The organism is Curtobacterium sp. MCBD17_021, assembly GCF_003234525.1.
Classification (GTDB): Bacteria; Actinomycetota; Actinomycetes; order Actinomycetales; family Microbacteriaceae; genus Curtobacterium.
The window spans coordinates 24121-36399 of sequence record NZ_QKTS01000008.1 but is presented as its reverse complement, the minus strand read 5'-3'; the positions used below and the strand labels follow the sequence as shown (position 1 = coordinate 36399).

The window sequence follows — 12279 nt, the reverse complement described above, 5'->3', positions numbered from 1 at the left end:
CGCCGCTCAGTCCCCGAGCGCCGCCTCGAGCCGCTCGAGCTTCCCGTCGATCTCCCCCGTGTGCCCCGGCCGGATGTCCGCCTTGAGCACGAGTGAGATGCGAGTGCCGAACGGCGCGACGGCCTCGGTCGCCCGCTTGACGACGTCGAACACCTCGTCCCACTCCCCCTCGATCTCGGTGAACATCGACGAGGTGCGGTTCGGCAGTCCGGACTCGCGGACCACCCGGACGGCCGCGGCGACGGCGTCGTGCACGGAGCCGTCCTCGGTCGCAGCGGGTCCGCCGGACGGGGCGATGGAGAATGCGACGATCATGCGCCCATCCTGCCCCGCTCGCGGTCCGCGTGCGCGGCTCCGGCTGCCGGACGGGAGGCCCGTGGCTCGATCCCGTCCCGCCACATCCGGACCAGGACGACGATCGTCCAGACGAGCACCGCGACCTCCAGCAGGTTCCGCAGCGACAGCACGACGAGGATCCACGGCTGCACGCCGAGCACCTGGTCGTAGTACGCCGGGTAGACGAGCTGCGTGAGGAACGCCATCGGCAGCATCGCCCCGGCGACCGGCAGGAAGCGCCAGGCACTGGCGCGCCCGGCGACGAGGCCCCAGACTACCGGCACGGCGAACCAGCCGATGTACTGCGGCGACCCGACCTTGTTCGTCGCGATGAGCGCCGCGACGAACAACAGCGCGAGGACCGGTGCGACCCGTACCCGCTGCGCTCCGGTGCGGACGGCGAGCAGGGCGAGGACGACGCCCACCACGACGACGACCGCCATGAGCGGGGTCGAGAGCGCTGCGACGACCTCCGTCCCGGCGCCGGACACCTCGAAGGTCAGGATCTCCTGGTCGTAGAACACCGCGGCGCCCGGCACCCGGGCCGCTGCCGCCCACAGGTACGGCGTCGCGAGCGGTGACTCGATCTGCAGGCCGCGCCCGGTCTGTTCGCCGATGAACGAGAACAGGTGCGCGGCGCCGCCGAACAGCACGTCCACGAGCACCACGAGCGCGGTGACCGTGAGTGCTCCGGCGACCACCTCGACACGACGCCCGCGACGGAGGACGACGAGCACGCCGACGAGCGCCGCCGGCCAGACCTTGACCCACGCGGCGACGGTGAACACCGCGGCGGCGATCCCCGGACGGGCCGCGACGAACGCGACGCCGACCAGTGCCACCGTGGTGGCGACGGTGTCGACGCGTCCGAGGGCGATCGGCCCGAGCGCGAGCAGGAACGCCAGCCACCACCAGACGACCCGGACGCCGAACGCCCGGTAGCGCCAGAGCACCGCGCAGACGACCGCGTGCAGCAGCACCATGAGCAGCAGCCAACCGGTGCCGATCGCCGCGGTCCCGCCGAGCGACGCGGCCGCCATCGGCACGATCGCCAGGATCGGGTACACCCAGGCAGCGTCGATCCCCACCCAGAAGTGCGAGGCGTGCCCGGACTCGATCCAGCGACGGTACGTGATCGTCACGTCGCCGATCGGCTGGTTCGGGACGACGAGGGTCAGGGTCCAGAGCAGCGCGTGCACCGCGGCGAACGCGACCACGAACGCGACGATCTCCGGCCACGGGTTCCTGCGCACCGGACGAGCGTACCGAGTCGAGCGCGGCCGACCTCCGCCGTCCACAACGCTGGCGCCCCGCCGCCGCTGCCACCCCGGAACACCACGGGCGACCCGGATCCACAGCCGATCCCGAGAGTGACGTGTCACCGTCCTCCTGTGACCTCAGTACCGGACCGTCCCACGCCCCGCCGCCGCCTCCTGACGTGGCTCGTCATCGCCGTCGTCGTCCTGGTCGTCGCGGTCGTCGCGGTCGTCGTCGGCACCCGCGCGTACACGTCGACCGAGAACGCGAAGGCCTCCGCCACGCCCACCGTCGCCGCCACCCGTGCCCCCTCCACCCTCGAGCCGCAGCACCTGTCCGGCGAGTGGACGATCGGCGAGGGGTCCGAGGCGGGCTACCGCGTGCACGAGGTCCTGAACGGCTCCGACGTCACCGTCACGGGCCGTACGTCGAGCGTCACCGGCACGGCGACCGTCGACGGGACGACGATCAGCGCGGCCACGATCACGGTGCAGGTCGGCGACGTCGCCACCGACTCGGAGCAGCGCGACTCGTACTTCCGCGACTCGGCGCTCGACACCCAGGCGTTCCCGACCGCCACCTTCACGCTCACGGAGCCGATCGAGGACGCGGTCCCGTCGGGCGACGCGACCACCGAGGTACAGGCCACCGGCACGCTCGATCTGCACGGCGTCACGAAGCCGGTCACCGCGACGCTGCAGGTCGGGCTCAGCGGCGACGGCGTGGACGTCTCCGGCACGATCCCGATCACGTTCTCGGACTACTCGGTGCAGGCACCGAACCTCGGGTTCGTCAAGGTCGACGACGCGGGTGCGGTCGAGTTCCTCGTGCACGCCACACCGGCGTCCTGACCGTCACCCCCGGCGATCGCGACACGACCACCTGACGGTCAGGAGGCGCGGCACCGGCCGGCACCGCGTCTCCCGTCGGTCCGTCAGTCCGCCTCGGCGTCCCCGTGCACCGCGAGGTCCCGCACCACGCCCGGCAGCTGCTCCACGAGTCCCGTCATCGGGAACGGCCCGCCCCGGGAGGCACGTCGGGCCGCGACCCCGTGCACGACCGCTGCCGCCGCCGCGAGGTGCGCCAGCTCCTCCGGGCCGACCTCGGATGATCCGGCCCGCGCCGCCACCAGGGCACCGAGCACCCCGCCGAGGACGTCCCCGGCACCCGCGGCGGCGAGCCACGGCGTCGCCGAGGACGCGACCAACCGGACGCCGCCGTCGGGTGTGACGACGTGGGTGTCCGCGCCCTTGAGGAGCACGACGCTCCCCGTCTGCTCGGCGGCACGGAGGGCGGCACGCTGCGGATCGACCTCGACCTCGTCGCGGGACACGCCGAGCAGTGACGCGGCCTCCCCGGCGTGCGGGGTGAGGACCGCGAGCAGCCCGAGGTCGACGAGCGGGATCGCGCCGGCGTCGACGACGACCGGGACCCCGTCGTCGGAGGCGTGCCGGAACCCGTCGCGGGTCGTCGCGTCCAACTCGTCCAGGGAGGTCGCCGAGATGCCCGACCCGACGAGCCACGCCTGCACGCGGCCGACCCCGGCGACGATCTCCGGACGGCGGGCGAGCACGAAGTCGGCGGCGCGGTCGGGTCCGACGTACCGGACCATGCCGAGCCCGGTGTGCACCGCGGCGTCGACGCCCATCACCGCAGCACCCGGGTACGCGGCGGAACCGGTGGCGACCCCGAGGACCCCGCGCCGGTACTTCGAGGTGTCACCCGTCGGGACGGTGATCCAGGCAGCGGCGTCGGCGGGACGGACGGTCACGAAGTCGTTCATCGTCCCCACGGTACGGTGACGAGCATGAGCCTGTTCCTGCCCGGCCGTGTCGTCGTCTTCGACTACGGCGAGGTGATCAGCCGCACCCCGCACGCCGCCCGCGCAGCTCTGCTCGAGGCGACGGGACTCGACGCCGACGAGCTGTTCCCCGTCTACCAGGAGCTCCGGCATGACCTGGACCGCGGCGACCTCTCCGTGCTCGCCTACTGGCGGACGATCGGTGAGCGCACCGGCCGGTCGTGGTCGGTGACCGAGATCCACCGGTTCTGGGCGCTCGACTACACCGGGTGGTTCGAGGTCGACCCCGAGGTCCTGGCCCTCGTCGAGGAGCTGCACGACGCCGGCACCCGCCTGGCGCTCCTCTCGAACGCGGGCTTCGACTTCGGCGACCCGTACCGGTACTCGCCGATGGGCTCGATGTTCGAGACCGTCGTGGTGAGCGCCGAGGAGCACGTCCTCAAGCCGGACGCGTCGATCTACCGCACCACCTGCGACCGCCTCGGCATCGAGCCGGCCGCGATGGTGTTCGTCGACAACCGGGTCGAGAACGCCGCCGGAGCCGAGGCGGTCGGTGCGGTGGGCGTGCACTTCACCTCGGCGGCGGCCCTGCGGTCGGCGCTCGAGGAGCTCGCCGCCCCGACGGCGTGACGGGGCCGACGGAGTGACGGCGGGCCGGGATCGGCCGGGAGGCCCGGCGCACCGACGCGACGCCTCCTCGGCTCCTCCGAGCGAGTGCCCGGTACGATTCCCTCATTGTGGACGACCCTCCTAGTTGCACTGACCATCACATGCCCGCCGCTCACACAGTGAGCTGCCCGACTCCGGGGTGCGCCTCGTGAGTCCCGTCGACATCGTCATGCTGATCGGCGGCATCCTGCTGACGCTCGGCACCGGCGTCTTCGTCGCCTCCGAGTTCGCGCTCGTCAACCTCGACCGCGCCGATGTCGAAGCCCGCCGGGACCGCGGTGAGTCCGGCCTGAGCCCCGTCATCGGCGCGCTCAAGGTCACCTCGACCCACCTGTCCAGCGCCCAGCTCGGCATCACCCTGACGACACTGCTGACCGGGTACCTGCTCGAGCCGTCGATCGCGACGCTGCTCGAGGCCCCGTTCCTCGCGATGAACCTGCCCGAGAGCATCGTCGAGACGGTCGGGTCGATCGTCGCCCTCGTCATCGCGACCCTGCTGTCGATGATCCTCGGTGAGCTCGTGCCGAAGAACTTCGCGCTCGCGCTGCCCCTGCAGACCGCGAAGCTCGTCGTGCCGCTGCAGGTCGGGTTCACGACCGTGTTCAAGCCGGCGGTCGCCCTCCTCAACGGCACCGCCAACGCCGTGCTGCGGTCGATGGGCATCGAGCCGCAGGAGGAACTGTCCGGGGCACGGAGCGCCGAGGAACTCACCTCGCTGCTCCGCCGCTCGGCGTCCGAGGGCTCGCTCGAACAGGACACCGCGACGCTCCTCGAACGGACGCTGGCGTTCTCCGAACTCAACGCGAGCGACGTGATGACCCCGCGCCCGCGCCTGTCGACGATCCGCGTGTCCGACAGCGCCGACGCCGTCATCGCCCTCGCCCGCCGCACCGGCTTCAGCCGCTTCCCGGTGATCGAGGAGGACGCGGACGACGTCGTCGGACTCGTGCACGTCAAGCAGGCCGTCTCGGTCCCGCGCGAGAAGCGCGCCGAGGTGCCGGTCGGCGCGCTCATGACCGACGCCGAGCGGGTCCCCGAGACCATGCCCGGCGACACGCTGCTGACCGAGGTCCGCGGCCGCGGGTACCAGATGGTCATCGTCGTGGACGAGTACGGCGGCACCGCCGGGGTCGTCACGCTCGAGGACCTCATCGAGGAGATCGTCGGCGAGGTGTCCGACGAGCACGACCGCGCCCGCATCGACGTCGTCCGGAGCCGCGGGTGGCTGACCTTCCCCGGACTGCTCCGTCCCGACGAGCTCGAGGACCGTGCGAGCGTCACCGTGCCCGAGGACGGCCCGTACGAGACCGTCGGCGGGTTCCTCATGCAGGAGCTCGGACGCCTCCCCGTGGTGGGTGACGAGGTCGCGATCGACTCCGGCGTGTTCCGCGTCGAGCGTCTGGACGGCCGCCGGATCGACCGCATCCGGTACACGCCGAACCCGGTCGACTCCCCCACCGGCAGCACCGCCACCACGGCGTCGACCAGCACGAGGACGACGGACCCGAAGACGATCACCACAGCGGAGGCCGACCGATGAGTTCCGACTGGTGGGGCATCTTCTGGCTGTTCGTCCTGCTCGGGGGCAACGCGTTCTTCGTCGCCGCCGAGTTCGCCGTGATCTCGGCACGTCGCTCGCAGATCGAGCCCCGTGCCGAGCAGGGCTCCCGCGCCGCACAGATGACCCTGTGGGCGATGGAACACGCGACCCGCATGCTCGCGACCACGCAGCTCGGCATCACGGTGTGCTCGCTGCTCATCCTCAACGTCTCCGAGCCGGCCATCCACCACCTGCTCGAGGTCCCGCTGCACCTGACCGGGTGGAGCGCCGAGGTCATCGGCGTCGTGGCGTTCGTGTTCACGCTGCTGCTCGTGTCGTTCCTGCACGTCGTGTTCGGCGAGATGGTCCCGAAGAACATCTCCTTCTCGATGCCGGACCGTGCCGCACTGCTCCTCGTGCCGACGCTCTGGTACATCGGCCACGGCCTGCACTGGGTCGTCGTCGGCCTCAACGCGGTCGCGAACGGCGTCCTGCGGCTGTTCAAGGTCGAGCCCAAGGACGAGGCCGTCAGCGCCTACACCGTCGAGGAGGTCCAGACGATCGTCGAGCAGTCGCGACGTGAGGGCACCCTCGCCGACGACTCCGGCACGCTCCGGATGGCGTTCGAGTTCACGGAGAAGAAGGTCAAGGACGTCGCCGTGCCGATGTCCGGGCTCGTGACGCTGCACGAGGACGCCACCCCGGCGGACGTCGAGCGGATGGTGTCGCAGCGCGGGTTCTCGCGCTACGTCCTCGTCGACGACGCGGGTGACCCGACCGGGTACGTGCACGTCAAGGACGTCATCGACCTGCGGCCGGACGAGTTCGACGACCCGGTGCCGCCGAAGCGCATCCGGCAACTCATCTCGCTCTACACGGAGATGGACCTCGAGGACGCGCTCGCGACCATGCGAGGCGCCGGTCGTCACGTCGCGCGGGCGTTCGACGCCGAGGGCCGGACGACGGGCGTGCTGTTCCTCGAGGACATCCTCGAGGAACTCATCGGCACCGTCGAGGACGCCACCCGGCGCCGCTGACGCGACCCCGGGACGGACGGGAGGCCCGGTACCAGCTGGTACCGGGCCTCCCGTCCGTCCGTGGTGCGGTGCGCGCTACCAGCTGACGGGGAGGGGCTTGCCCTCCTCGTACCCGGCGGCCGACTGGATGCCGACCAGCGCGCGGTCGGCGAACTCGGTGAGGCTCGTCGCACCGGCGTACGTGGCGGAGCTGCGGAGACCGGTCGTGATCATGTCGAGCAGGTCCTCGACGCTCGGGCGCTCCGGGTCGAGGTAGATGGTCGACGACGAGATGCCCTCGGCGAAGAGCGCCTTGCGGGCGCGCTCGTACGGGTCGAGGCGCTCGAACCGCTCCCGGACCGCCTTGGCCGACGCCATGCCCCAGCTCTCCTTGTACGCCCGACCGGCGTCGTCGCGGCGGAGGACGCCGGGTGCCTCGAGCGTGCCGGCGAACCACGAGCCGATCATCACGGCGGACGCACCGGCCGCCAGGGCGAGGGCGACGTCGCGCGGGTACCGGACGCCGCCGTCCGCCCACACGTGTGCGCCGAGGGAGCGCGCCGCCGCCGCGGTCTCGAGCACGGCGGAGAACTGCGGGCGGCCCACGGCCGTCATCATGCGGGTGGTGCACATCGCGCCGGGGCCGACACCGACCTTGATGATCGACGCCCCCGCGGCGACCAGGTGCGCGACGGCGTCGGCGGTGACGACGTTGCCGGCGACGAGGGGGATGCCGAGTTGCAGGGCCGAGACGGCGCGGAGCGCACGGAGCATGCCCTCCTGGTGGCCGTGCGCGGTGTCGAGCACGAGCACGTCGACCCCGGCGTCGGCGAGGGCCGCGGCCTTCGCGGCGACGTCGCCGTTGATGCCCACGGCAGCCGCGACGCGGAGGCGCCCTGAGCCGTCGACCGCCGGCCGGTAGATGTCGGAGCGGATGGCGCTGGTCGGGCTCGTGGTGCCGACGACCTTGCCGTGCCGCATCACCGGGGCGAAGTCGACGCCCGCCGCGGTGAGCACGTCGTACACGTGCCGCGGGGTGCCGGCGTCCTCCGCGTCGATCGCGACCGTCGCGCCGTGCAGCAGGTCGCCGAGGACGGCGTCCGCGCCGGCGGTGGCGAGGCGGGTCGCGGGCACGCAGCCGAGGTACTCCCCCGCCGCGTCGCGCACGACGATGCCGCGACCCTCGACGGGCAGGAGCTGCTCGAGCGCCTCGGCGACGGTCGCGTCGGCACCGAGGTCGATCGCGGAGTCGTACTCGACCGGCTGCGCCTTCACCCAGCGGATCGCCTCGGCGAGGTCCTGCAGGTGCATGTCCTGCGGCAGCACGCCCAGTCCACCGCGACGGGCGAGGGCCGCCGCGAGCCGCGGGCCCGTGACCGAGTTCATGTTCGCGCTGACGACCGGGATGGTCGCGCCGGTGCCGTCGTTCGTCGCGAGGTCCACGTCGAAGCGGCTCGTCACGCTCGACCGACTCGGGACGAGGAAGACGTCGGAGTAGGTCAGGTCGTGGGTCGGCCGCGTCTCGTAGAACCTCATGGGACAACTGTACGGCGGGTCGTGTGCGGGGCGGCCGGGCGGCCCCGTGGACCCGGCCGACAGGCCCGACTCGCCTGCCGTCTCCCACCTCACGGCCACGGAGGAGCGGCTAGGGTTGACGGCGTGCGGGACAGGGTTGCCCTGCACGACACACACGAGCATCAATCGACGGAGAGTGGGCGATCGGCTGTGTCGAGCCATCTGACCGGAACGGACGAGACCGCGGGCGAATTCGGGGCGAACGAGTGGCTGGTGGACGAGCTGTACGAGCAGTTCGTCGTGGACAAGAGCAGCGTGGACGAGGCCTGGTGGCCCGTCCTCGAGAGCTACCACCGGACGCAGGCGACCAGCACGGACGCCGACGCAGCTGCTTCCGACTCGAGCACCCCGGCCGGTACCGACTCGAGCACCCCGGCCGGTACCGACTCGAGCACCCCGGCCGGTACCGACTCGAGCACCCCGGCTCCGGCGCAGGCCGCCGCCGCGCAGGACGCCCCCGCCGGTCAGCCCGCCGCCGTCTCCGGTCCCTCCTCCACGCAGCAGCCCGCCACCGGAGAGGCCAAGACCCCGCTCCAGGCCCGGACCACCTCACGCCAGCCGTCGCCGCAGCCGATCCCCGCCGAGGCGAACGACGCAGCCGACGAGCACGAGGAGACGCACGAGGACGTCGCCACCCCGCTGCGAGGCATGGCGAAGACCCTCGCGTCGAACATGGACGCGTCGCTGACCGTCCCGACCGCGACGAGCGTCCGGACCATCCCGGCGAAGCTGATGATCGACAACCGCATCGTCATCAACAACCACCTGCGGCGCGCCCGCGGCGGCAAGATCTCCTTCACGCACCTCATCGGCTGGGCCATGGTGCAGACGCTCAAGGAGTTCCCGAGCCAGAACGTCTCCTACGAGGAGCGCGACGGCAAGCCGTTCCTGGTGACCCCGGCGCACGTCAACCTCGGCATCGCGATCGACGTCCCGAAGAAGGACGGCACCCGGTCCCTGCTCGTCCCGAGCATCAAGCGGGCCGAGACCCTGACGTTCGGGCAGTTCCTCTCCGTGTACGAGGACGTCGTCAAGCGCGCCCGGGACAACAAGCTGACCCCGTCGGACTTCCAGGGCACGACGATCTCCCTGACGAACCCGGGCGGCATCGGCACCGTCCACTCGGTCCCGCGCCTCACCAAGGGCCAGGGCTGCATCATCGGCGCCGGTGCGCTCGAGTACCCGGCGCAGTTCCAGGGCTCGGCACCGAAGACCCTCGTCGAGCTCGGTGTCGGCAAGACGATCACGCTGACGAGCACCTACGACCACCGCGTCATCCAGGGCGCCGGCTCGGGCGAGTTCCTCAAGAAGGTGCACGAGCGCCTCATCGGCCAGCACGGCTTCTACGACGACATCTTCGCCGCGCTCCGGATCCCGTACAAGCCGATCCAGTGGGCGAACGACATCAACGTCGACCTGGCGCACCGGGTGAACAAGACCGCGCGCGTGCAGGAGCTCATCAACAGCTACCGCGTCCGCGGGCACCTGATGGCGGACATCGACCCGCTCGAGTACCGGCAGCGCACGCACCCCGACCTCGAGATCGAGAGTCACGGGCTGACCTTCTGGGACCTCGACCGCGAGTTCGTCACCGGTGGCCTCGCGGGCACGACGACCGCGCCGCTGCGCGACGTGCTCGGCATCCTCCGCGACGCCTACTGCCGCACCGTCGGCATCGAGTACATGCACATCCAGGACCCCGAGCAGCGTCGCTGGGTGCAGGACCGCATCGAGATCCCGTACTCGAAGCCGTCGAAGGACGAGCAGCTCCGTGTCCTCGGCAAGCTCAACGAGGCCGAGGCGTTCGAGACCTTCCTGCAGACGAAGTACGTCGGTCAGAAGCGCTTCTCGCTCGAGGGCGGCGAGTCGACGATCGCGTTCCTCGACACGCTCATCCAGCACGCCGCCGGTGCCGGGCTGGACGAGGTCGCGATCGGCATGGCCCACCGCGGCCGCCTCAACGTGCTGACGAACATCGCCGGCAAGACGTACGGCCAGATCTTCCGCGAGTTCGAGGGCACCCAGCTGCCGGGTACCGTCTCCGGGCAGGGCTCGGGCGACGTCAAGTACCACGTCGGCACCGAGGGCGTGTTCCGCGCGTCCGACGGCTCCCGCATCCCGGTGACGATCGCCGCGAACCCCTCACACCTCGAGGCGGTGGACGGCGTGCTCGAGGGCATCGTCCGCGCCAAGCAGGACCGGAAGCCCGCCGGCACGTTCGGCACGCTCCCGGTGCTCGTGCACGGCGACGCCGCGATGGCGGGCCAGGGCGTCGTCGTCGAGACCCTGCAGATGTCGCAGCTGCGTGGCTACCGCACCGGCGGCACCGTGCACCTCGTCATCAACAACCAGGTCGGGTTCACCACGCCCCCGGAGTCCGCTCGCACGTCGGTGTACTCGACCGACGTGGCGAAGACGATCCAGGCGCCGGTCTTCCACGTGAACGGCGACGACCCGGAGGCCGTGGCCCGCGTCGCCGACCTGGCGTTCGCGTACCGCGAGGAGTTCCACCGCGACGTCGTCATCGACCTCGTCTGCTACCGCCGACGCGGCCACAACGAGGGCGACGACCCCTCGATGACGCAGCCGCTCATGTACAACCTCATCGAGGCGAAGCGCTCCGTCCGCACCCTGTACACCGAGGCCCTCGTCGGCCGTGGTGACATCACGCAGCAGGAGTACGACGACGCGCACCGCGACTTCCAGGACCGCCTGGAGCGCGCCTTCGCCGAGACGCACGAGGCGCAGACCGGCACGATGCCGGCGGTGGGTGACTCCGGAGCCGTGAACGGGCTCGAGCGGCCCACCGCGCAGCGCGACGACTCCGAGCTCGAGGTGCACGACACCGCCGTCTCGCAGGAACTCGTCGAACTCATCGGGGACGCGCACGGCAACCCGCCGTCGGGCTTCTCCATCCACCCGAAGCTGCAGCAGCTCCTCACCAAGCGCCGCGAGATGACCCGAGCGGGCGGGATCGACTGGGCGATGGCCGAGCTGATGGCCATCGGCTCGATCCTGACGGAGGGCAAGCCCGTCCGACTCGCCGGGCAGGACGCCCGCCGCGGCACCTTCGTGCAGCGCCAAGCGGTGTTCCACGACCGGACGAACGGCCAGGAGTGGCTGCCGCTCGCCAACCTGACCGAGGACCAGGCACGCTTCTTCATCTACGACTCGCTGCTCAGCGAGTACGCGGCGATGGCGTTCGAGTACGGCTACTCGGTCGAGCGACCTGAAGCACTCGTGCTCTGGGAGGCGCAGTTCGGCGACTTCGCCAACGGCGCCCAGACCGTGATCGACGAGTTCATCTCGTCCGCCGAGCAGAAGTGGGGCCAGCGCTCGGGCCTGGTGCTGCTGCTTCCCCACGGTTACGAGGGCCAGGGACCGGACCACTCCTCCGGTCGCATCGAGCGGTACCTGCAGCTCTGCGCGCAGGACAACATGGTGGTCGCCCGGCCGTCGACCCCGGCGTCGTACTTCCACCTGCTCCGTCGTCAGGCGTGGGCGAAGCCGCAGAAGCCCCTCATCGTCTTCTCGCCGAAGGCGATGCTCCGCCTGCGCCAGGCGACGAGCGCGGTCGCCGACTTCACCTCGGGGACGTTCGAGGAGGTCCTGGACGACGACCGTCTGCAGGCGAACGGCGTCGACCGCGGCTCGGTGCGCCGGGTCGTGCTGCACTCGGGCAAGATCCACCACGACCTGCGGGCCGAGGCGGAGAAGCGCGGCGTCACCGACGTGGCACTCGTCCGGCTCGAGCAGCTCGCGCCGCTCCCGCTCGACCGGATCCTCGAGGTCCTGTCGGGCTACCCGCAGGCCGAGGTCGTGTTCGCGCAGGAGGAGCCCGAGAACCAGGGAGCCTGGCCGTTCGTGTGCATGAACCTCTCGCCGCACCTGGACGGTCGCCCGCTGTCGGTCGCCGCGCGCACCGCGAGTGCGGCCCCGGCGACGGGATCGTCCAAGCGCAGCGCCCAGGAGGCCGCCGACGTCATCGACCGCGCGTTGAGCGCTTGAGCGCGTCGGCCTGAGCCGACCAGGAAGCGCCTCGTGCAGAAGTCCGATGGACTCCAGCACGAGGCGCTCCGACGTTC

General features: G+C 71.4%; 9 protein-coding genes. 5 read left to right on the top strand and 4 right to left on the bottom strand.

What is annotated here, in order from left to right; genetic code table 11:
• Positions 1-6: 6 nt before the first annotated feature.
• Together DEI83_RS08905 and DEI83_RS08900 are read right to left on the bottom strand one after the other, a co-directional pair.
• A complete protein-coding gene (locus DEI83_RS08905; protein WP_111081611.1) occupies positions 7-315 on the bottom strand; it encodes a thiamine-binding protein in 309 nt (102 codons plus the stop codon).
• Complete coding sequence (locus DEI83_RS08900; protein WP_111081610.1) at positions 312-1589, bottom strand: glycosyltransferase family 87 protein; 1278 nt, start codon at positions 1587-1589, stop codon at positions 312-314. The genes DEI83_RS08905 and DEI83_RS08900 overlap by 4 nt, the downstream gene beginning before the upstream one ends.
• Before the next feature lie 138 nt (positions 1590-1727).
• On the opposite strand from DEI83_RS08900, the gene DEI83_RS08895 reads away from it, so the two are divergent.
• On the top strand, positions 1728-2444 hold the full coding sequence (locus DEI83_RS08895; RefSeq protein ID WP_258371135.1) for a YceI family protein: 717 nt from the start codon (positions 1728-1730) through the stop codon (positions 2442-2444).
• 83 nt (positions 2445-2527) lie between these two features.
• Here the strand turns inward: DEI83_RS08895 and DEI83_RS08890 are convergent, their stop codons facing one another.
• Positions 2528-3376, bottom strand: a complete 849-nt coding sequence (locus tag DEI83_RS08890; RefSeq protein WP_111081609.1) for an ADP/ATP-dependent (S)-NAD(P)H-hydrate dehydratase — start codon at positions 3374-3376, stop codon at positions 2528-2530.
• 24 nt (positions 3377-3400) lie between these two features.
• Between DEI83_RS08890 and DEI83_RS08885 the strand changes: the two genes are divergently transcribed.
• The 3 genes from DEI83_RS08885 to DEI83_RS08875 all read left to right on the top strand — a co-directional run bounded on the left by DEI83_RS08885 (position 3401) and on the right by DEI83_RS08875 (position 6640).
• The gene (locus DEI83_RS08885; RefSeq protein WP_146243276.1) at positions 3401-4024 is read left to right on the top strand and encodes an HAD-IA family hydrolase; all 624 of its coding nucleotides are present in this window, start codon (positions 3401-3403) and stop codon (positions 4022-4024) included.
• Positions 4025-4232: 208 nt separating this feature from the next.
• Complete coding sequence (locus DEI83_RS08880; protein ID WP_258371142.1) at positions 4233-5603, top strand: hemolysin family protein; 1371 nt, start codon at positions 4233-4235, stop codon at positions 5601-5603.
• A complete protein-coding gene (locus DEI83_RS08875; protein WP_111081607.1) occupies positions 5600-6640 on the top strand; it encodes a hemolysin family protein in 1041 nt (346 codons plus the stop codon). The genes DEI83_RS08880 and DEI83_RS08875 overlap by 4 nt, the downstream gene beginning before the upstream one ends.
• Positions 6641-6715: 75 nt before the next feature.
• On the opposite strand, the gene DEI83_RS08870 is transcribed toward DEI83_RS08875, so the two are convergent.
• Positions 6716-8155: a GuaB1 family IMP dehydrogenase-related protein gene (locus DEI83_RS08870; RefSeq protein ID WP_111081606.1), complete on the bottom strand. Its 1440-nt coding sequence runs from the start codon at positions 8153-8155 to the stop codon at positions 6716-6718.
• Between the two features lie 189 nt (positions 8156-8344).
• Here DEI83_RS08870 and DEI83_RS08865 point away from each other — a divergent pair, with 189 nt between their 5' ends.
• Positions 8345-12202: a multifunctional oxoglutarate decarboxylase/oxoglutarate dehydrogenase thiamine pyrophosphate-binding subunit/dihydrolipoyllysine-residue succinyltransferase subunit gene (locus tag DEI83_RS08865; RefSeq protein WP_181431139.1), complete on the top strand. Its 3858-nt coding sequence runs from the start codon at positions 8345-8347 to the stop codon at positions 12200-12202.
• Positions 12203-12279 lie beyond the last annotated feature (77 nt).

Bases quoted from the DNA above. Each gene is read 5' to 3' on its own strand.
- DEI83_RS08905 (WP_111081611.1), bottom strand. From the start codon at position 315: ATGATCGTCGCATTCTCCATCGCCCCGTCCGGCGGACCCGCTGCGACC.
- DEI83_RS08890 (WP_111081609.1), bottom strand. From the start codon at position 3,376: ATGAACGACTTCGTGACCGTCCGTCCCGCCGACGCCGCTGCCTGGATC.
- DEI83_RS08885 (WP_146243276.1), top strand. From the start codon at position 3,401: ATGAGCCTGTTCCTGCCCGGCCGTGTCGTCGTCTTCGACTACGGCGAG.
- DEI83_RS08880 (WP_258371142.1), top strand. From the start codon at position 4,233: ATGCTGATCGGCGGCATCCTGCTGACGCTCGGCACCGGCGTCTTCGTC.
- DEI83_RS08875 (WP_111081607.1), top strand. From the start codon at position 5,600: ATGAGTTCCGACTGGTGGGGCATCTTCTGGCTGTTCGTCCTGCTCGGG.
- DEI83_RS08870 (WP_111081606.1), bottom strand. From the start codon at position 8,155: ATGAGGTTCTACGAGACGCGGCCGACCCACGACCTGACCTACTCCGAC.